21 protein-coding genes are annotated in these 19,829 nt (G+C 63.4%); 4 read left to right on the forward strand and 17 right to left on the reverse strand.

The genetic code is table 11. The features are described 5' to 3' along the window. Positions 1 to 13 precede the first annotated feature (13 nt). The 6 genes from AC1DUU_RS01530 to AC1DUU_RS01555 all read right to left on the reverse strand — a co-directional run bounded on the left by AC1DUU_RS01530 (position 14) and on the right by AC1DUU_RS01555 (position 6,168). Entirely contained in the window at positions 14 to 868 is an 855-nt protein-coding gene (locus tag AC1DUU_RS01530) for a fumarylacetoacetate hydrolase family protein (protein WP_476781645.1), read from the reverse strand. A gap of 63 nt (positions 869 to 931) precedes the next feature. Continuing rightward, positions 932 to 1,879 carry a substrate-binding domain-containing protein gene (locus AC1DUU_RS01535; RefSeq protein WP_476781646.1) on the reverse strand — a complete coding sequence of 316 codons (948 nt, stop codon included), beginning with the start codon at positions 1,877 to 1,879 and terminating at the stop codon, positions 932 to 934. 101 nt (positions 1,880 to 1,980) lie between these two features. After that, positions 1,981 to 2,976 carry an ABC transporter permease gene (locus AC1DUU_RS01540; protein WP_476781647.1) on the reverse strand — a complete coding sequence of 332 codons (996 nt, stop codon included), beginning with the start codon at positions 2,974 to 2,976 and terminating at the stop codon, positions 1,981 to 1,983. Next, a complete protein-coding gene (locus AC1DUU_RS01545) occupies positions 2,973 to 4,523 on the reverse strand; it encodes a sugar ABC transporter ATP-binding protein (RefSeq protein ID WP_476781648.1) in 1,551 nt (516 codons plus the stop codon). Before AC1DUU_RS01545 ends, AC1DUU_RS01540 begins: the two co-directional genes overlap by 4 nt. Beyond that, on the reverse strand, positions 4,520 to 5,404 hold the full coding sequence (locus AC1DUU_RS01550) for an amidohydrolase family protein (RefSeq protein WP_476781649.1): 885 nt from the start codon (positions 5,402 to 5,404) through the stop codon (positions 4,520 to 4,522). The genes AC1DUU_RS01545 and AC1DUU_RS01550 overlap by 4 nt, the downstream gene beginning before the upstream one ends. A 14-nt stretch (positions 5,405 to 5,418) precedes the next feature. After that, positions 5,419 to 6,168 (reverse strand): SDR family oxidoreductase, encoded by a 750-nt coding sequence (locus AC1DUU_RS01555; protein ID WP_476781650.1) that lies wholly within the window; start codon positions 6,166 to 6,168, stop codon positions 5,419 to 5,421. Positions 6,169 to 6,284: 116 nt separating this feature from the next. On the opposite strand from AC1DUU_RS01555, the gene AC1DUU_RS01560 reads away from it, so the two are divergent. Then, positions 6,285 to 7,067 (forward strand): IclR family transcriptional regulator, encoded by a 783-nt coding sequence (locus AC1DUU_RS01560; RefSeq protein WP_476781651.1) that lies wholly within the window; start codon positions 6,285 to 6,287, stop codon positions 7,065 to 7,067. Positions 7,068 to 7,232: 165 nt separating this feature from the next. On the opposite strand, the gene AC1DUU_RS01565 is transcribed toward AC1DUU_RS01560, so the two are convergent. The 7 genes from AC1DUU_RS01565 to AC1DUU_RS01595 form a co-directional block, all read right to left on the reverse strand. After that, positions 7,233 to 7,673, reverse strand: coding sequence for an RbsD/FucU family protein (locus tag AC1DUU_RS01565; RefSeq protein WP_476781652.1), 441 nt, complete (start codon positions 7,671 to 7,673; stop codon positions 7,233 to 7,235). Positions 7,674 to 7,754: 81 nt separating this feature from the next. Continuing rightward, positions 7,755 to 8,504, reverse strand: coding sequence for an ABC transporter ATP-binding protein (locus AC1DUU_RS01570; RefSeq protein ID WP_476781653.1), 750 nt, complete (start codon positions 8,502 to 8,504; stop codon positions 7,755 to 7,757). After that, positions 8,501 to 9,334 (reverse strand): ABC transporter ATP-binding protein, encoded by an 834-nt coding sequence (locus AC1DUU_RS01575; RefSeq protein ID WP_476781654.1) that lies wholly within the window; start codon positions 9,332 to 9,334, stop codon positions 8,501 to 8,503. The genes AC1DUU_RS01570 and AC1DUU_RS01575 overlap by 4 nt, the downstream gene beginning before the upstream one ends. After that, entirely contained in the window at positions 9,331 to 10,248 is a 918-nt protein-coding gene (gene nikC / locus AC1DUU_RS01580; protein ID WP_476781655.1) for a nickel transporter permease, read from the reverse strand. The genes AC1DUU_RS01575 and nikC overlap by 4 nt, the downstream gene beginning before the upstream one ends. After that, positions 10,245 to 11,303: an ABC transporter permease gene (locus AC1DUU_RS01585; protein WP_476781663.1), complete on the reverse strand. Its 1,059-nt coding sequence runs from the start codon at positions 11,301 to 11,303 to the stop codon at positions 10,245 to 10,247. Before AC1DUU_RS01585 ends, nikC begins: the two co-directional genes overlap by 4 nt. Before the next feature lie 28 nt (positions 11,304 to 11,331). Then, the gene (locus AC1DUU_RS01590) at positions 11,332 to 12,969 is read right to left on the reverse strand and encodes an ABC transporter substrate-binding protein (protein ID WP_476781664.1); all 1,638 of its coding nucleotides are present in this window, start codon (positions 12,967 to 12,969) and stop codon (positions 11,332 to 11,334) included. Between the two features lie 37 nt (positions 12,970 to 13,006). Beyond that, positions 13,007 to 14,065, reverse strand: coding sequence for a dipeptidase (locus AC1DUU_RS01595; RefSeq protein WP_476781656.1), 1,059 nt, complete (start codon positions 14,063 to 14,065; stop codon positions 13,007 to 13,009). Positions 14,066 to 14,412: 347 nt separating this feature from the next. On the opposite strand from AC1DUU_RS01595, the gene AC1DUU_RS01600 reads away from it, so the two are divergent. Both AC1DUU_RS01600 and AC1DUU_RS01605 read left to right on the forward strand, forming a co-directional pair. Then, positions 14,413 to 15,678 carry a Glu/Leu/Phe/Val family dehydrogenase gene (locus tag AC1DUU_RS01600; protein ID WP_476781657.1) on the forward strand — a complete coding sequence of 422 codons (1,266 nt, stop codon included), beginning with the start codon at positions 14,413 to 14,415 and terminating at the stop codon, positions 15,676 to 15,678. Positions 15,679 to 15,826: 148 nt separating this feature from the next. Further along, positions 15,827 to 16,468 carry a LysE family translocator gene (locus AC1DUU_RS01605; RefSeq protein WP_476781658.1) on the forward strand — a complete coding sequence of 214 codons (642 nt, stop codon included), beginning with the start codon at positions 15,827 to 15,829 and terminating at the stop codon, positions 16,466 to 16,468. Here AC1DUU_RS01605 and AC1DUU_RS01610 read toward each other — a convergent pair. Next, positions 16,449 to 16,916 carry a hypothetical protein gene (locus AC1DUU_RS01610; protein ID WP_476781659.1) on the reverse strand — a complete coding sequence of 156 codons (468 nt, stop codon included), beginning with the start codon at positions 16,914 to 16,916 and terminating at the stop codon, positions 16,449 to 16,451. The two genes, AC1DUU_RS01605 and AC1DUU_RS01610, sit on opposite strands and share 20 nt — an antisense overlap. After that, positions 16,913 to 18,148 (reverse strand): dual-specificity RNA methyltransferase RlmN, encoded by a 1,236-nt coding sequence (gene rlmN, locus AC1DUU_RS01615; protein ID WP_476781660.1) that lies wholly within the window; start codon positions 18,146 to 18,148, stop codon positions 16,913 to 16,915. The genes AC1DUU_RS01610 and rlmN overlap by 4 nt, the downstream gene beginning before the upstream one ends. 144 nt (positions 18,149 to 18,292) lie before the next feature. Here rlmN and AC1DUU_RS01620 point away from each other — a divergent pair, with 144 nt between their 5' ends. Next, complete coding sequence (locus tag AC1DUU_RS01620) at positions 18,293 to 18,625, forward strand: DUF1294 domain-containing protein (RefSeq protein WP_476781661.1); 333 nt, start codon at positions 18,293 to 18,295, stop codon at positions 18,623 to 18,625. Positions 18,626 to 18,689: 64 nt separating this feature from the next. On the opposite strand, the gene AC1DUU_RS01625 is transcribed toward AC1DUU_RS01620, so the two are convergent. Further along, a complete protein-coding gene (locus tag AC1DUU_RS01625; protein ID WP_476781662.1) occupies positions 18,690 to 19,193 on the reverse strand; it encodes an invasion associated locus B family protein in 504 nt (167 codons plus the stop codon). 242 nt (positions 19,194 to 19,435) lie between these two features. Beyond that, positions 19,436 to 19,804 (reverse strand): YkvA family protein, encoded by a 369-nt coding sequence (locus AC1DUU_RS01630; RefSeq protein WP_476781665.1) that lies wholly within the window; start codon positions 19,802 to 19,804, stop codon positions 19,436 to 19,438. Positions 19,805 to 19,829 lie beyond the last annotated feature (25 nt).

Consider the following 19,829-nt stretch of genomic DNA (forward strand, 5'->3'; position numbering starts at 1 on the left):
GGTCCCTAATGGTTCAGGCGGCGACGACGCGCTGCCGCTGGGTGCCGAGGCCTTCGATGCCGAGATGCATGGTCTGGCCGGCCTTGAGATAGATGGGCGGCTTCTGGCCGAGGCCAACGCCGGGCGGTGTGCCGGTGGAGATGACATCGCCTGACTGCAGGCTCATGAAGCGGCTGAGATAAGCAACGATCTGCTGGACGGTGAAGATCATGGTCTTGGTCGAGCCGTCCTGGAAACGCTTGCCGTCGACGTCGAGCCAGAGTTTGAGCGACTGCGGGTCGGCGATCTCGTCGGCGGTGACCATCCACGGGCCGGTCGGGCCGAAGGTGTCGCAACCCTTGCCCTTGTCCCAGGTGCCGCCGCGCTCGATCTGGTATTCGCGCTCGGACACGTCGTTGATGACGCAATAGCCGGCGACGTGGGACATGGCGTCGGCCTCGTCGATGTAGCGGCCGGGCTTGCCGATGACGACACCGAGTTCGACCTCCCAGTCGGTCTTGAGGGAGCCGCGCGGGATTTCGACGTCGTCGTCGGGACCGACGATGGCCGACGTCCACTTGTTGAAGACGATGGGTTCTGCGGGGATCGCGGCGCCCGTTTCGGCGGCGTGGTCGGCATAGTTAAGGCCGATGCAGATGAATTTTCCGATGCGGCCAACGCATGCACCAAGACGAAGGTCTTCCTGGGGCGTGCCGGCGACGAGCGGCAGCGTCTGGGGATCGATCCCGCGCAGGCGGGCAAGGCCTTCGGGCGTCAGCACATCTGCGGCGATGTCGTCGACAATGCCCGAGAGGTCGCGGACGCGGCCGGATGCGTCGAGGATGCCGGGCTTTTCGTTGCCCTTGGGGCCGTAGCGGAGCAGTTTCATTGAAATCACCTTGTTTGGAAGAAGCCGGAGGCGGCGAACCGCCTCCGGGTGGTTTGGACAGGATCAGTCGTACAGGACGGCTGCGATCTCAGGCTTATCGATGTTGGTCTTGTCGTAGTAGTAGAAGCCGGTGTCGATGTTCTTTTCGACCGCTTCGCCCTTGGCTGCCTTGACCGCTGCTTCGACGGTCTTATAGCCGATGCCGACCGGGTTCTGGGTGATGGCGCCGGCCATCTCGCCATCACGGATCGCCTGCTTCTGCTGGGCGCCGGAGTCGTAGCCGATGATCACCAGCTTGCGGCCCAGTTCCTTGGCGCCGTTGATGACGCCGATGGCCGAGCCTTCATTGGCGCCGAACATGCCCTTGATATCGGGGTTGGCCTGCAGGATCGCCTTGGTGATCTCGGTCGACTTGAGGTGATCGCCGTCGCCATATTCGATGGCGACGATTTCTACCTTCGGATGGGCTTCCTTCATGCGGTTGACGAAGCCGTCGCGACGGTCGATGCCGGTGCGGCTGGTCTGGTCATGCACGACCAATGCCACCTTGCCTTCGTCGCCGATGAGCTCGGCCATCTTGTCGGCGGCAAGGGCTGCGGCGGCGATGTTGTTGGTCGAGGCGGTGGCGACTGGGATGTCGCCTTCGACGCCGGAGTCGAATGCGACAACCGGGATCTTGGCGTCCTTGGCCTGCTGCAGCAACGGCAGGGCCGCCTGGCTGTCGAGGGCGGCGAAACCGATCGCCGCCGGCTTCTTGGCAAGCGCCGCGGCCAGCATGTCGATCTGGCGGTCGACCTGGGTTTCGGAATCCGGGCCTTCGAAGGTGACGGTGACGCCGAGATCGGTGGCGGCCTTGTCGGCACCCGCCTTCACGGCCTGCCAGAACTGGTGCTGGAAGCCCTTGGAGATCAGCGGGATGTACATCTTGTCCTGGGCCATTGCCATGGTCGAGCCGTAGCCGAGGATTGTCATGGCGCTGATGGCGCCGAGCATTGTGCGTCTGGTGAACATGTTTCCTCCGATTGAACTTTGGTTGATTGTTGCTGGTGGAGCGCTTTCGCTCTCTTCTTGGTGTTGGCGCAGGGCGATGCTCTGCGCGAAGCAAGCCTTCCTCAAAGCCTGCGGCGCCGCAGAATGTCGGTGTAGACGGCGAGAATGATGATCGAGCCGGTGACCACGGTCTGCCACTCCTGGGCGACCGAAAGGATGCGCAGCCCGTTGGCGAGCACTGAGATGATGAGTGCGCCGATCAGCGTGCCGATGATGGTGCCGCGGCCACCCGAGAGCGAGGTGCCGCCGATGACCACAGCTGCGATGGCGTCGAGCTCGTAACCCTGGCCGAGCGCGGGCTGGGCCGAGTTGAGGCGCGAGGCGATCAGCAGGCCGGCGACGCCGCAGATGCTGCCGGCGAGCGCATAGACGGCGATCTTCCAGCGGTCGGTGTTGACGCCCGAAAGGCGCACAGCCTCTTCGTTTGAGCCGAGCGCGAAGGTGAAACGGCCGAGGATTGTGCGCTCGAGAATGAAGCTCGTGGCAATCGCCACCAGGAACAGGATCAAAACGCCGTTGGGGATAGGCAGGCCGGGGATGACGGTGCCGATCAGCGAGCCCTGCGAGATCTGGGTGAAGCCGGGCGTGTTGTTGAAATAGATCGGCCGCGTGCCCGAGATGACAAGCGACAGGCCCTTGAGGATCAGCATCATGCCGAGCGTGGCGATGAAGGGCGGGATCTTGAGCTTGGCAACGAAGGTGCCCGAGAGGGTGCCGCTGGCGGCGCCAGCGAGGATGGCCGCCAAGACGCCAAGGCCGAGCGGCATGCCCCAGAAGGTCAGCACCACGCCTGCGATGACCGCGCAGAAGGTCATCAGCGTGCCTACCGACAGGTCGATGCCGCCTGTGATGATGACCAAGGTCGCTGCAATCGCCAGCACGCCATTGACCGACGTCGCCTGCAGGATGGCGATGATGTTGGAGGTCTGCATGAAGTTGGGCGAGGCGAGGCTGAAGACGAGGATCAGCGCGATCAGGCTGGCAAAGGCCAGAAGCCGGTGCGCGCCGGAGAATTTCGAGCCGATCGAGATCGCCCCAGTGGATGCGGTCGCACTCATTTGGCCTCTCCCTTTGCCGGCTTACTTTGTTTGTTGTTGTTCTGGTTGGCGGTATCGCCGCGCAGCGTGGCAAGGTGCATGATCTCTTCCTGGCTGGCGCCGCCAGGCAGGATGCCGGTCAGCCGTCCCTCGCACATGACGGCAATGCGATGGCTGAGCCTCAACACCTCGGGCAGTTCGGACGAAATGACGATGATGGCGCGGCCCTGCTGGGCCAGCGCGTTCAGCAGCTTGTAGATTTCGTTCTTGGCGCCGACATCGATGCCGCGCGTCGGCTCGTCGAAGATCAGCACCTCGCAATCGCGCAACAGCCATTTAGCGATGACGATCTTCTGCTGGTTGCCGCCGGAGAGCAGGCGCACTTCCTGCTTGTCTGACGGGGTCTTGATCGCGAGCTGGTCGATGTAGCGGCTGGCAGCATCGTGCATCGCGGCCTCCTTCAGCAGGCCGCCGGGACCGGTGAAGCGGCGCAGGCTCGCCAGCACGACGTTGTTGCGCACGTCCATGCCGGTTGCGAGGCCGAAATGCTTGCGGTCCTCGGAGAGGTAGCCGATGCCGGCGCGCACGGCGTCCTGCGGCTTGCGGATGTCGACCCTGCTGCCGTGCATGAAGATGTCGCCACTGTCGCGCCGGTCGGCGCCGAAGATGGCGCGTGCGACCTCGGTGCGGCCCGCCCCCATCAGCCCGGCAAAACCGAGTATTTCGCCCTTGCGGACGGAGAAACTGACGTCGCGGATGACCACGCCGCGATTGAGGTTGTTGACCGCGAGCACGACCTCGGAGTTCGCATGGTCGGGCACGTCAGGGCGCTCGTCGGTGAGGGCGCGGCCGACCATCATCGAGATGATCTTTTCCACCGGCGTCGTTTCGGCGGGCACGGTGCCGATATATTCGCCGTCGCGCATGACGGTCACGCGGTCGGCGATGCGCTTCAGCTCGTCCATCTTGTGCGAGATGTAGACGATGCCGACGTCCTCGGCCTTGAGCCGGGCGATGATGGCGAACAGCTCGGCGATCTCGGCGTCGTTCAAGGCGGCGGTCGGCTCGTCCATGATCAGCACGCGCGACCGGTAGGACAGCGCCTTGGCGATCTCGACCATCTGCTGGCGGGCGATGGTCAATCCACCGACGAGCGTGTGTGGATCGAGCTTCAAATGCATGCTGGCGAAGATTTCGGCGGCCTGGGCGTTGAGTTTTGCCTCATCGAGCAGCAGGCCGGCGGCCTTGCGCGGCTCGCGGCCGATGAACATGTTCTGCGCCGCTGTCAGATGCGGCATCAGGTTGAGTTCCTGATGGATGATGCCGATGCCGAGGTCCTGCGCCTGGCGCGGCGAGTTGATCTCGACCGGCTTGCCGTCGAGCAGGATTTCGCCGGCGTCGCGCCGGTAGATGCCGGCGAGGATCTTCATCATCGTCGACTTACCGGCGCCATTTTCGCCCATCAGCGCATGCACTTCGCCGGAGCGCAGTTCGAGCTGGGCGTTGTGCAGCGCGCGGACGCCTGGGAACGACTTTTCGATGTCCTTCATGACGACGAGCGCGTTCATGCGCGGCCTCCTTCAAGGCCGTAGAAGCGCTTGGCTGTGGCCGAGAGGATCTGCTCCCGTTCGTTCGCGCTGAGACCTTCCAGTAAAAGCTCGGTGACCTCGATCCAGAAGCCGAAGCTCGTAGCCAAGGTCACAACCGGCCAGTCCGAGCCCCAGACAATGCGGCGCGGCCCGAACCAGGCCAGCAGCTTCTCGACTGTCGGCCGGAGTGTCGCGACGGCTTTTTCCGGTGTGGAACGGCGGTCGGCGGGCAGTTCGGTGAGCAGGCCGGAAAGCTTGCAATGCACCTGCGGGTGCCGGGCGAGCGCTGCCATGCCTGTCTCCCACATGGCGTGGCGCGGATCGCTGGCTTCAGCCGCAAATGCCGGCTTGGCGGCGTGATCGATGATGACTGCCAGCTCGGGGTTCGCCTCGATGAAACGTTTCAGCCCTGCGAGTTGTTGCGGCATGACCAGCGCATCGAAACGCAGGCCAAGCCGCTTCAGCGCGGCAATGGCTTCCGGGTGCGGGCGGGTGGCGATCCAGTCGGGATCGTCGAGATCCTGCAGCATCGGCCTCACGCCCTTGAGGAGCGGGTTTTTCGCCAGGCGCTCGAGAGAAGCCACGCTCTCGGCCGATGACAGATCAACCCAGCCGACGACGCCGGCGACCGCTTTGTCCTCGCGGCCCTGGGCGAGCAGGAATTCCGTCTCCGCTTCGGTGGGCGCGGCCTGGACCAGGATGCGCTGGCCTATGCCGGCCGTCTCGGCGAGCGGCCGCATCTCGGCTGCGCCGAAGTCGCGATAGATCGGCGCAAGATGAACGGCGTCAGGCGCCAGCCAGCCATAGTCGCCGCGCTGGAGCGTCCAGTAGTGGCAGTGGCCGTCGATCCTTTCGATCATGGCCGCCGCCCCGCCTAGATGGTGACGCCGCCGTCGACCAGGACAGCCTGGCCGGTGACGAAGCGGGATTCATCGGACAAGAGATAGACGACCAGCGGCACGATGTCGTCGACGGTTGCCAGGCGGCCGATCGGCTGGCGGGCGATGAAATCCTTCTCAGCCTGTACAGGGTCGGCGGCAGCGGCGATGCGGCCGCGCAGCGAGGGCGTGTCGACCGTGCCCGGGCAGAGCGCGTTGCAGCGTACGCCGCGGCGGACATAGTCGGCGGCCATGCCCTTGGTGAAGCCGATTACCGCGGCCTTGGTTGCGCCATAGAGCAGGCGGTTGGGGAAGCCTTTGATCGAGGAGGCCATGGACGCCATGTTGAGGATGGCGACGCCACCGGTCTTTTCCGCCTGCTCCAGCATGCCGGGCAAGAAGGCCTTGGTGGTGCGGTACATGCTCTTGACGTTGAGGTCGAAGCTGAAATCCCAGTCTTCGTCACTACAGTCCAAAATGGTGCCGTTGTGCACGAAGCCGGCGCAGTTGAAGAGCCCGTCGAGCGCAGCCTGCTGCTTGGCGAAGGCTGTGACCGCCGCGCCATCGCGGACGTCGAGACGATGGGTCTCGATGCGGCTGCTTTCGGCGGCGAGGGCCGCCAACGCCTGATCGTTGATGTCTGTCGCGATGACATGGGCGCCCTCTTTGGCGCAGGCCAGCGCACTGGCGCGGCCGATGCCTTGGGCGGCGGCGGAAATGAAGATGCGTTTCCCGCTTAGTCGCATAACCGTTGCCCTCCCAGCAAACTGCTTGCGTCTGTCTATATACGAACATACTATTCATAAATGAACCGACCTTGCAACGGGAAATGTGGGGCGGTCGACCGGGAGGATTTCGAGCGATGCCCAAACGGCCAGCCTACGCCGCAAACGACCAGGACAAGGACGAGCGCTACCGGGCGCCGGCGCTCGACAAGGGGCTCGACATACTCGAACTGCTGTCCGAACAGCCGGGCGGGCTTACACGCGCCGAAATCGTCAAGGCGATGTGCCGAGGTCCGAGCGAGGTCTACCGCATGCTGGAACGGCTGGTGGCGCGCGACTATGTCAGCCGCTCACCTGAAGGCGACCGCTACGCCCTGACCATGAAGCTTTTCGTTTTGGCGCACCGRCATCCGCCGGTTCGGCGCCTGGTCGCCCGCGCTCTGCCGCTGATGGACGGTTTTGCCAGCGATGCCGGCCAATCCTGCCATCTGGTGGTTCCGGAAGGCGGGGCAGCACTTGTCGTCGCGCATGCCAGTTGCCCCGGCAATTGGGAGTTCGGCATCAGGATCGGCGCCCATATCGACCTGCTGGCGACGGGGTCGGGTCAGACCCTGCTTGCCTTCCAGGACGAGCACTCCCAGGCGGAAGCGACGATACGCTGGGAAGGAACCAAGCTGGCAATCGCTCGGTCCAAGCTCGAGCCGGTGCTCGAAGGCTACCGCAAGGACGGCCACCGCATCGCCGAAAGCCAGCAGATCAGGGGCGTCGACGACATCTCCGTACCGATCCTGACGCCCGACGGCTATGCGATTGCGGTGCTGACCTGTCCCTATATCCAGCGGCTGGACGACGCCCAGGCCGACATCGACCAGACTCTGGTCCTGCTCAAGGACGTCGCGGCGAAGTTGTCGTTGTCGTAGCGCATTTCCGCCCAGCATGGCGCTGCCCCTCACCCTTACCCTCTCCCCGTGAAAAACGGGGAGAGGGGGGCGTCGGCGTTGCGGAAGCGTTCCTTCTCCCCGTCATTACGGGGAGAAGGTGCCGGCAGGCGGATGAGGGGCGGCTCTACGTCAGCCGCAAATGCACTAAGCTTCAGGCGGGACGACGCCCTTGCGGACGGCGAAGTCGGCGTAGAAGCGGCGTTCCTGCGTCTGGATGACGGCGTAGGCCTTCTTGGCGCGTTCGTAAAAGGCGAAACGCTCGATGCCGACCATCTTGGTGTCCGTGCCCGCAATCAGCTTTTGAACCTCGCGCTGGACCTCGGGAAGCTCGTCGGGCTTGCCAACGACCTCCATGCGGCCAAAGGCATCGTCGACGAAGGTGTCGACAGGCATCACCGACAGCACCGCCTTCATCACCCGGACAATGTCGGCGTCGATGCGCAGCGGGCGGCCGAACACTGTCTGGCGCGAGATCGCTTCGGCCGGAAAATTGGCGTCGGCGATGATCAAATCGTCGCCGTGGCCCATCGAGCGCAGCGCGTAGAGCACGTCGGGGCTGAGCAGTGGATCGATGCCGAGAAGCATGGGCGGACACCTGATGATGCGGGTTGCAGATCGGTTGCAGTGTGCAGGCGTGTGCGGCAGCAGGCAAGCGAAAGCCTTGGCTCAGGGTTCGCGGACAAAGCCCTCGCTGGCGACCAGAAGATTGCGCGTATAGTCCTTGGTGACATTGCGGGAGGCGAGATCGCCGGCTTCGAGCCGCTCGACCTCCGCGCCGCTTTGCATCACCATCAGCCGCTCGCACATATGGGTGATGACGCCGAGGTCGTGGCTGACCATGACGAAGGTCAGCTTGCGGTCGCGGCGGATCTGCTCGAGCAAATTGAGCACTTCGGCCTGCACCGAGGCGTCGAGTGCTGATGTCGGCTCGTCCAGCAGGAGCACCGAAGGTTCGAGGATCAGCGCGCGGGCAATCGCCACGCGCTGGCGCTGGCCGCCGGAGAGCTGGTGCGAATAGCGGAAGCGGAAGCCGGAGCCGAGACCGACCTCGTCGAGCGCGCGCTGGATGCGTTTATCGATGTCGGCAAAGCCGTGGATCGCCAAAGGTTCAAGCAGCAGCCGGTCGACGGTCTGGCGCGGATGCAACGAACCATAAGGGTCCTGGAACACCATCTGCACCTGGCGGTAGAATTCCTTGTCACGCGTCTTGCCCAGGCGCTTGCCGCCGACGTCGATGGTGCCCGAGGTCACGGGTGCCAGGCCTGCTACGGCGCGCAGCAGCGTCGACTTGCCGGAACCGGATTCGCCGACAAGGCCGAAGGACTCGCCCTGTGCAACCGTCAGGCTGACGTCCTTGAGCGCTATGAAGTCGTCATAGACGACGCGCAGGCGATCGATGGAAAGGGCAGGGATCACAGCAGCCACTCCGGCTGGCGGTCGAGCACTGGCAGCGGGTGCCGGCTCGTGCCGATCTTGGGCATGCAGTTGAGCAGGCCTTGGGTGTAGGGGTGCCTGGCCTGCGACAGCTCGGAGGCCTTGAGCTCCTCGACGACCTTGCCGGCATACATGACGATCACCCGGTCGCAGAAGGTCGAGACCAGGCGCAGATCGTGCGAGATGAAGATCAGCCCCATGCCACGGTCGATGACCAGCCGGTCGAGGATGCGCAAGATGTCGAGCTGGACGGTGACGTCGAGCGCCGAGGTCGGCTCGTCGGCGATCAGAAGCTCGGGGCCGGCGATCAACATCATGGCGATCATGGCGCGCTGGCCCATGCCGCCGGAAACCTCGTGCGGGTAAAGGTCGAAGACGCGCTTGGGGTCGCGGATCTGCACCGCCGAGAGCATGTCGAGCGCGCGCTCGCGGGCCTCCGACTTGGCGACCTTTTCATGCGTGCGCAGGGTCTCGACGATCTGCCGGYCGATGGTCATGACAGGATCGAGCGAATATTTCGGGTCCTGCAGGATCATGGCGATGCGATTGCCGCGCAAGGCCCGCCGTTCTGCCGCCGATGTCTTCAAAAGGTCGATGCCGGCGAATTCGAGCCGCTTGGCCTTGATCTCGGCCTGCTGCGGCGTCAGCCCCATGATGGCGCGGCCGGTCTGCGACTTGCCCGAACCGGACTCGCCGACGATGCCGAGCCRCTCCTGGCCAAGCGCGAAGGAGACACCGCGCACCGCTTCCACAACGCCAGTGCGGGTGGGGAAGGAAACACGGAGGTCGTCGACATGCAGCAGCGTGCTCATTGGCCACCGCTGCGTGTGTCGAGTGCGTCGCGCAGGCCATCGCCCAGCAGGTTGAARCCGAGGCTGACGATGAGGATGGCGGCTCCGGGAGCGGCTGCGACCCACCACTGGTCGAGGATGAAGCGGCGGCCCGAGGCGATCATCGAGCCCCATTCCGGCAGCGGCGGCTGGGCGCCGAGCCCGAGGAAGCCGAGGCCGGCGGCGGTGAGGATGATACCGGCCATGTCGAGCGTGACGCGCACGATCAGCGAGGAGATGCACAGCGGCATGATGTGGCGCACCACGATGCGCATCGGCGAGGCGCCCATCAGCTTGACCGCCGAGATGTAGTCCGAGCTGCGCAGGGTCAATGTTTCGGCACGGGCGATGCGGGCATAGGGCGGCCACGAGGTCAGCGCGATGGCGATGATGGCGTTGCCGATGCCGGGTCCAAGCGCTGCGACAAAGGCCAGCGCCAATATCAGCTTGGGGAAGGCGAGGAAGATGTCGGTGATGCGCATCAAAACCGCATCGACCCAGCCGCCGGCATAGCCAGCGGCGGTGCCGACCAGCAGGCCTACGGGTGCCGCGATGATGGCGACAAGCGCCACCACCTGCAAGGTGAGGCGCGAGCCGTAAATCAGCCTGGAAAGGATATCGCGGCCCTGGTCGTCGGTTCCAAGCCAATACTCGGCACTGGGCGGCATTAGGCGCGCATTCTTGAGGTCGCCAATATAGGGCGAGTAGGGCGCAAGCAACGGTGCGAAGGCGGCGATGAGCAGCAGCGCCAGGATGATGAACATGCCGACGACGGCGAGCTTGTTTGCGGTGAAGCGGCGCCAGGTCAGATAGGCTTGGCCGAGCCGAGCCTGAAAGCGCGACTGCGGCCTGTCGGTCAAAAGCCATTCGCGGCGGGTCAAAACAGTGTCGCTCATCGTATCCGCGTCCTTGGGTCGAGCAGGCGATAGAGCAGGTCGGAGAACAGGTTGAGCGCGATGAACACCGAGCCGATGACAATCGTGCCGCCCAGGACCGCATTCATGTCGGCATTCTGCAGCGAATTGGTGATGTAGAGGCCAAGGCCGGGCCAGGCGAAGACCGTTTCGGTTAGCACCGAGCCTTCGAGCAGGCCGGCGTAGGACAGCGCGATCACGGTGACCAGCGGCACGGCAGCGTTGCGCAGCGCATGACCCCAGATGATGCGAGTTTCCGACAGGCCCTTGGCGCGCGCTGCCACGATGTATTCCTGGCTCAGCTCGTTGAGCATGAAGGAACGCGTCATGCGGCTGATATAGGCGAGCGAGAAATAGCCAAGCAGCGAGGCCGGCAGGATGATGTGGGCGAAGATGTCCTTGAACGCGGCCCAGTCGCGGTTGAGGACAGCGTCGAGCAGGTAAAAGCCGGTGATCGGGGTGAAGGTGTATTCGAACACCACGTCGATGCGGCCGGGGCCGGCGGTCCAGCCGAGCCGGGCGTAGAACACCAGAAGCGCCAGAAGCCCGAGCCAGAAAATCGGCATCGAATAGCCGATCAGGCCGATGATACGCACGATCTGGTCGGCGAGGCTGCCGCGCTTGACGGCGGCCAGCACGCCGAGCGGGATGCCGAAGGCAGCACCGATGATGGTGCCGACGGTGGCGAGTTCCATGGTCGCGGGAAAGACGCGGCGGATGTCGGCCATGACAGGGTTGGTGGTCAGCACGGAGGTGCYGAAATCGCCCTGCAGCACACCTTTCACATAGAGGTAGAACTGCTGGTAGTAGGGCAGGTTGAAGCCCATTTCGATACGCGTGCGCTCAACGACATGGGCAGGCGCCCTGTCGCCGACGATCGCCAGCACCGGATCGATGGGAACGACACGGCCAATGAAAAAGGTGACGGCCAAAAGGCCAAGATAGGTCGTTGCCACGATCACCAAAAAGCTGGCGATCGAGCCTGCGAGAGCAGAGGCGCGCCTGTTGGCGCGCCTCGCTTGGGTCTGATTTTCCATGCTGGTCAACGGATCGATCCTTTTCGGATCAGTCCTTGGTCACGGGAGCGACGAAGTTGGAATCGAAGTTCGGCCCCAGCTTGTAGTTCTTGACGTTGCCGCGCAGGCCAGCGACTTCGGTCTGCTGGAAGATCATCACGAACGGGCTGGTGTCGAGGGCAGCCTGCTGCAACTCCTTGTACATGGCCGCGCGCTTGTCRTTGTCGCGCTCCAGAAGGGCTGCCTTGGTCTTTTCGGTGAGCTCCGGAACGTCCCAGGCATTGCGCCAGGCCAGCGTCTTCACCGTGCCGTCATCGGCATTGTTGGGGTTGGAGGTGAAGGTTTCGGCGTTGGAGTTCGGATCCCAGTAATCCATGCCCCACTGACCGATATACATGTCGTGGTTGCGGGCGCGGTACTTGGTCAGGGTCTGCTTGCCGTCGCCGGGGATGATCTCCAGCTTGATGCCGGCCTGGCCGACGGTCTGCTGGAAGGCTTCGGCGATGCCCGTCACCGGCTGGGAATTGCGCACGTCCATGGTGACGGTGAAGCCGTCCTTCAGGCCTGCCTTCTCCAGCAGTTCCTTGGCCTTGGCGACGTCAAACGTGAACGGGTTGGAGTCGAGCGCGCCGAGCACGCCCTTGGCCTGGTAGGTCTGGCGGATTTCGCCAATGCCCTTGATCAGCGTCGAACCGATGGCGTCGTAGTCGACCAGATACTTGAGCGCCTGGCGTACTTCGGGCTTGGCCAGGTTGGGGTTCTTCTGGTTGAGGCTGATGTAATAGACCGTGCCCTTGGGCGCGCTGGTGGTGGCAAGGTCGGCGTTCTTCGAGATCGCCTCCAGGTCGCCCGGCTCGAGATTGCGGGCGACGTCGATGTCGCCTGCTTCAAGCATCAGGCGCTGGGTGGCGCTTTCCTTGACGTGGCGATAGATGACGCGGGCAAGGGCTGCCTTTTCACCGTAGTAATTGTCGTTGCGCTCCAGCACGAGGATCTCGTTGGCGCGCCAGTCGCGGATCTTGAAGGGACCCGAGCCGGCATAACCTGTCTTGAGCCAGCCATTGCCGAAATCATTGTCGAACTTGTACTCGTCGGTCGGGGTGACCGGGGCGACATGCTCGAGCACCAGCTTCTTGTCCATCACGGCACCGACGGTGGCGGTCAGGCAGTTCAGCACGAAGCTCGGCGCATAGGACTTGTCGACGGTGAAGACGAACGTGCTGTCGTCGACGGCCTTGGCCTTCTCAGTGACATTGTCCTTGGTCAGGCCGAACTGGGTGAGGATGAAGGCCGGGCTCTTGTCGAGCTTGACGGCGCGCTCGAACGACCAGGCCACGTCGGCCGCGGTGATCGGGTTGCCGGAGGCGAACTTCAGGCCGGGCTTGAGCTTGAAGGTGTAGACCAGGCCATCGTCGGATACGGTCCAGCTCTCGGCGACGCCGGGGCGCACCTTGGTGGTGTCGCTAACGTCGAGGCGCACCAGCATGTCATAGGCGTTGCCGAGGAATTCGGCCGGGCTGAGCTCGAAGGATTCAGCCGGGTCAAGCGTGATGGTGTCATCGATGGCCCAGGCCTGGACCAGCGTGTCGGCCGGTGTCACCGCAAGCGCGGGTGAGGCGAAAACCATCGCCGACAAGGCAGCGCCAGCAAGCATCAGGCGGAAATGCCCGTTCATTTTACCGATCATCATTTTTTCAGTTCCCCAAGTTGACGATTATTTGTTGTTAGGCCGCCGTTTCGTGCCAGGCCGAGCGCAAAACCCTCAGCCAGTTGTCACGGCATATTTTCGCCAGATCGGCGTCACCATATCCAGCGTTCCCAAGGGCCGCAACGAGCTTCTGCAGGCCGGCTGCGTCGCCGATCTCGCCCGGCACGGTGCAGCCGTCAAAGTCCGAGCCCAGCCCCACGCCGTCGATGCCGACATGCTCGACGAGATAGTCGACGTGGCGGATCATTTGGGAAAGCGGGGTGTCGACGCTCTTTGCGCCATCCTCGCGCAGCATGGTGACGGCGAAGTTCAGTCCGACGAGGCCGTTGCTTTCGCGCACGGCGGCGAGCTGCTTGTCGGTCAGGTTGCGGCTGATCGGCGTGATCGCATGGGCGTTGGAATGGCTGACGATCAGCGGCCGGTCGCTGAGCTTGGCGACGTCCCAGAAGCCCTTTTCGGTGATGTGGGCGAGATCGATGGCGATGCCGATGCGATTGCATTCCTTGACCAGCCGTTTGCCGGCTTCGGTCAGGCCGGGGCCGGTGTCGGGGCTCGAGGGAAAGGCAAATGGAACGCCATGGCCGAAGACGGTGTTGCGACTCCACACCGGGCCGAGCGAGCGCAGGCCGGCGGCGTAGAACACGTCGAGCGCGGCAAGATCGGCGTCGATCGCCTCGCAGCCTTCCATATGCAGCACGGCGGCGAACTTGCCTTCGGCTTGTGCTGCATCGATGTCGGCGCCGCTGCGGCAGATCTTCCAGCCCCCGGCACGCTCGATCCTGAAGGCGATCGATGCCATGTCGAGGGCGATGTCGAGCGAAGGCGCACGTTCGAGCGGCTTGCACAGCGGAATGGCATAGTGGCCGTTTTCGTCGCGCACCTCGTCGGGCATGTTGGCCGAAGTGATGTAGATCGCGCACAGCCCGCCGGCGAGGCCGCCCTTTTGGGCGCGTGCCATGTCGATATGGCCCTGCGTGGTGCCTTCGATGAACTCCGCTACCGGGTCAGCACCCTTGGCGGCGTTGTTCCACAACCGATAAAGCACGTCGTTGTGGCCGTCGAAAACTGCCTGCATTACCCACTCCTGTCTGCGGCGGCAGTTGAATGATGTGCGGCAGGGCAAGTCAACCTGTCGCCAGGGGCGAGCTTTGCGCCGGTGCAGCAATTCCGCTTGGTTCGGGGTGCCCAGGACCAACAGGAATCTCGGCCTGGACCATTAGGCCGCGGACATATATTTCTCCCCCGAAAATGCACGGAAATTTCGGCTCACGGTTCCCGTCGGCGACTGCTGGCGGATGACCTTGCGGCAGCCTGCGTCCTTGTACGGCATTGAGTTCTGACAAAAATTTGTGCAGGCCACCGCAGGCGGCCCTTTGGCCGCTCGCCGAATTGCAATTCCATTGATTAGGTTAGGAAGTTTATATGTCAGAAGTCAGTCTTCTCGATCATGCACTCGTGCGCCTCGACGAGGCGGCAAAACACCTGAACGTCGACGCCGACGTTATCGAGAAACTGAAATTTGCCCGCGAGACCACCAAAGCCCGTCTGATGATCCGCATGGACGACGGCTCGCGTAAATCCTTCATCGCCTGGCGCTGCCGCTATGACGACACGCGCGGACCGACCAAGGGCGGCATCCGCTTCCACCCTGAATCGACCGCCGACGAGGTCGAGATGCTGGCCTTCTGGATGACCTTCAAATGCGCCGTGATGAACCTGCCCTACGGCGGCGGCAAGGGTGCCGTGCAGGTCGACCCGCGCAAGCTGTCCAAGGCCGAGCTGGAGCGTCTGTCGCGCGCCTATATCCAGGCTTTTGCCCGCATCATCGGTCCCGACCGCGATATTCCGGCACCCGACGTCTACACCAATTCGATGATCATGGGCTGGATGGCCGACGAGTATGCGCAGATCGTCGGCCAGGCTTCGCCCGCCGTCATCACTGGCAAGCCGCTGGCGCTGGGCGGTTCGCTCGGCCGCGGCGACGCCACCGCGCGCGGCGGCTTCTATCTCGTGCGCCACCTTGCCGATGAGCTCGGCCTCAAGGGCAGCCTGCGCATCGCCGTGCAGGGTTTTGGCAATGCCGGCCAGCACATCGCCCGCCTGCTTGCCTCGGACGGCCACAAGATCGTCGCTGTTTCGGACTCCGAAGGTGCGGTGCAGGCGGCCAACGGGCTCGACCTCGACCGGCTCTTCGTTGCCAAGGACAGCGGCCGCTCGGTCGTCACGACCGCCGGCCACGCCGGCCATGAACTGCTCGACGGCAATGCGCTTGTCGGCGTCGATTGCGACATCCTGGTGCCGTCGGCGCTGGAGAACATGATCCGCATCGACAACGCCGACCAGGTCAAGGCCCGCATCGTGCTCGAACTGGCCAATGGCCCGGTCACCGCGGAAGCAGACGAGGTCCTGGAGAAGAAGGGCATCGTCGTCCTGCCCGACATCCTGGCCAATGCCGGCGGCGTCACCGTCTCCTATTTCGAGTGGGTGCAGAACCGCCAGGGTTATTACTGGCCGATCGAGGAGATCCACGAGCGCCTGCGCACCATCATGGAGCGTGAGGGCCGTGCCATCTGGGACGTCGCGCAGGCCAAGGACGTTTCGGTGCGCACAGCGGCTTATGTGCATGCGCTCGCGCGTCTCGGCGAAGCGATCGAAGCACACGGTACGCAGAACTATTTCGCGAGCTGATCCAGACCGCTCACACCGCCGGATCGAATGGTCCGGCGGTGATCTAGCCCGCCACTTTCCGGTTGAAGCGCCGAAATCGTGCGGCTAGGGCTTCTGCAAAGAAATCTCCCACAACCCTTGCCTTCAAGGCACAACCGGCGGCCCGACAATGTCCTTCATTCCCGATTGGTCGACCATCATCCAGTTTGCAATCGCGACCTTCATCATCGCGATCACCCCTGGACCCGACATGACCTTGTTCGTCGGCCGGGCGCTGTCGGAAGGCCGCAAGGCCGGCTTTGCCTGCATGGCGGGTGCGATGACCGGCATCGTCTTCCACACATCGCTCGTGGCGCTCGGGCTGTCGGCGCTGATCGTTGCCTCGCCGCAAGCCTTCATGGCGCTCAAGATCGTCGGCGCCGGCTATCTCGTCTGGCTCGCCTTCCAGGCGGTGACCAAGGGTTCGGCGTTTTCGMCTGACACCACCAAGCGGGCTCCGCGCTCGATGTTCCAGAACTGGGCGACCGGGCTTGGCATCAACCTGCTCAACCCCAAGATCATCCTGTTTTTCATGACCTTCCTGCCGCAATTCGTGTCGGCACACGACACCAACGCCCCGGGAAAGCTGTTCTTCCTCGGCGCGATGTTCATCATCCTGTCGCTGCCGCTTGTCGCCCCGATGGTGATTGCCGCCGACAAGTTCGCCGGCTTGCTCAAGAAGAGCCCGCGCGTCACCCGTATCGTCGATTATCTGTTTGCGGGCGTGTTTTCGGCCTTCGCGCTGAAGATCCTTACGGCGCAGGCGAAGTAGGTCTGGGACCCAGGACACCGGCAAAGCGGCCGGTGACAAACCAGTAGGCGATGCCGCCGATCAGACCGCTGCCGATGATTGAAACCGGCAGCAACGGGTCTTGGTAGGCGAAGCTTGGGTCGCCCGCCTGGTAGGCAAAGCCTAGGAACACCAGCGCGACGAAGCCGCCACCGAGCGCGTAAAACAGCCAGTCGCGCTTGCCCCGAAGCTCAGCCAAAACCATGACGATGACCGCCGGCACGAAGGCGAAATAGGCGACGAACAGCGCGGTGAACGGGATGGTGAAGACCATCGACCCAGTGGCGACCTCGGGCGGCATGTCGGCGGCCATGAGGCCGGCAGCACCGAGGAAGATCACGTTGAGAAAAGCCCCAGCGGCAAGCGCGGCCGCGAGATAGCCCACCACCATATGGGCGAACTTGCCGAGATAGAGCAGGAAGCGGCTCACGCCTCGCCGTGCCCTGCAATCATCATCGCTTCGAGCGCCAGGCGCTCGGTCTTTTTCATGCGCTCGGATTCCGACTTGAGCTGGCCGCAGGCGGCAAGGATGTCGCGGCCGCGCGGGGTGCGGATTGGCGAGGCATAGCCGGCATTGTTGATGTAGTCGGCGAACTTCTCGATCGTCTCCCAGTCCGAGCACTGGTAGTTGGTGCCGGGCCAGGGGTTGAACGGGATCAGGTTGATCTTGGCGGGGACGCCCCGCAGCAGCTTGACCAGCGCCTTGGCGTCTTCGAGGGAATCGTTGACGTCCTTGAGCATCACATATTCGAAGGTGATGCGGCGCGCGTTCGACAGGCCGGGATAAGTGCGGCAGGCCTCGATCAGCTCCTTGAGCGGGTACTTCTTGTTGATTGGCACGAGCAGGTCGCGCAAATCGTCATTGGTGGCATGCAGCGAGATCGCCAGCATGACGCCGATCTCCTCGCCGGTGCGGAAAATTTCCGGCACGACACCGGACGTTGACAAGGTGATGCGCCTTTTCGACAGGGAAAGTCCGTCGCCGTCAGAGGCGATCAGCAGGGCCTTCTTCACCGCCTCGAAATTGTAGAGCGGTTCGCCCATGCCCATCATGACGATGTTGGAGATTTTCCGCCCTTCGGCCGGCACGATGGCGCCGTCGGGCGTGTTGCGGTCGGGGAAGTCGCCCAGCCGGTCGCGTGCCGTCATCAGCTGCGTCAGGATTTCTTCCGCCGTCAGGTTGCGCACCAGCTTCTGCGTGCCGGTGTGGCAGAACGAGCAGGTCAGCGTGCAGCCGACCTGGGACGAGATGCACAGCGTGCCGCGGCCTTCCTCGGGAATGTAGACGGTCTCGATCTCGACGGGACGGCCCGCTCCGCGCGGCGGAAAACGGAACAGCCACTTGCGCGTGCCGTCGGACGAAATCTGCTCTTCGACGATCTCGGGCCGCGCGATGGTGAAGTGCTTGGCGAGTTCGGCGCGCAGGTCCTTGGAGATGTTGAACATGTCGGCGAAGTCGGAGACGCCGCGGACATAAAGCCAGTGCCAGAGCTGCTGGACGCGCATTTTTGCCTGGCGTTCGGGAACGGTACCGGATGCRACAAGCGCTTCGGCAAGCTCCTCGCGGGTGAGGCCGATCAGCGACTCCTTGACGGGCGTCGCTGCGCGGGCGCGCAACGCGTCTCGGGTAGCATCGGTGGTGAGGTCGAGCGAAAGGGTCATTCGGTCCCAGGTCGGTTGATATCGCAGCTTATGTAGGATTTTGGGGCGACATATCACAGGTCTGTCGCCGCGTCACGTTTTGGCGGCCATGCATTTGTGCCGCAGCTTTGCAATCTGTTAGGCATTGGCCGGGATGCTGGGCCGATGAGCAACATCTTCCACATCGTCCTGGTGGTGCTCGCCGTCAACGGCGCGGCGTTCTTGGCCTTCTGGCGCGACAAGCGACTGGCCCGCAGTGGCGCCCGGCGCATCTCCGAAAAAACCCTGCTTTGGCTCGCATTCGCCGGCGGCAGTATCGGCGCGCTGTCAGCCCAGCATTTGTTCCGGCACAAGACGCGCAAGGAGCCGTTCCGGTCGCGTTTGTACCGTATCGTGCTGTTGCAGGCGGTTGCGATCACCGCCTTGGTGATCTGGCTGATCGTGCCGCACTGGGTGTCCGGCCTGCTCAATGCACTGAGCGGCCGATCGGTTTCGTAGGTTCCAGCAACAAAAAAGCCGGGCGATCGGATCGCCCGGCTTTCGAAATGCGTATCGAATGCGCCTACTTGCAGGTGGTGATCGACGTCAGCGCTGCCGAAATGCCCTTGAGCGAGAAGACGTAGCTCGTCGGATTGCCGCGGCCCGACTTGGCTTGGACCTTCATGTCGGTTCCGCCTTTCATGGCGGCAATCAGGGCCGGCTCTTCGGCGGYGTTCTCGACCCAGGCCGACTTGCCCTTGGTGAACATCGAGAAGCTCTTGCCGTCGATGGTGACGGAGACCTTGGAATTTTCCTGGAAATTGTAGCCGGCAATGAACTGCGGCTCGAACGACACCTTCTGGCCMGGGCGCTGGCTGACGAAGAAGAACATGTCGCCGTGGTCGAGCGTCGGTGGCTGCTTGTCGGTCGGTACCGTCAGCACGTAACAGACCTTGCCGTTCTGTGCCTGGTAGCTGTAGGTGCCCCAGGCGTTGTGCTGACCGATCTTGGTCGCCGACTGGGCGAGTGCCRGCATTGCCGACACGGCAAGCACCAGACCCGAAATTGTAGCTATCAAACCGCGCATCGCTTTTCCTGTACCTCAAATGGAGCGGGGCAGGCCGACTGCGCGCCCGCCCGTTCGCTTCATTTTGATTTAATCTGGGTTACCAAAGGGTGAATGACCTCGCATAAAGGATATTCACCGCAATGGAGCCCCGCCGAACTGCCTGTCATGCAACAGGCAACTTGTCCCTGACGTGGTTGAAAACCACGAAAACGGCAACAGTTTGACTTTTCGTTTCACGATGAAACAGGCGCGGCTTTGTCTTACCAGTCCTGCGACAGCGCTTCCTTTGCGGCAAGTCGGTGCGCCGGTGTCATATGGGCGCGCACCGCCGTGATCGCCGCGGTCAGCACGGCGATGTCGTCGGTGAAGCCGAGGCCGAGGATCATGTCGGGAATGGTGTCGACCGGCAGGATGAAATAGCCGAGTGCTGCCAGAAGGATACCCTTGGCACGGAGCGGGGTCTCCTTGTCGAGCGCGCAATAATAGGCAGCGACCACTTCTTCCATGAAAGGCACGTGACGAGCAGCGCGCTTGGCGGTGCGCCAGAATTTTTCGCGCACTTCGCCCTCGCTTGGCGGAGCATCGTTCGTGCCGCCGCGGAAGCCGTCAAAGCCAGAAAACTTCACCATCCAGACAGACTCCTTTGTCCGAACC

This window comes from Aminobacter sp. P4_H6_2 (genome assembly GCF_056400805.1).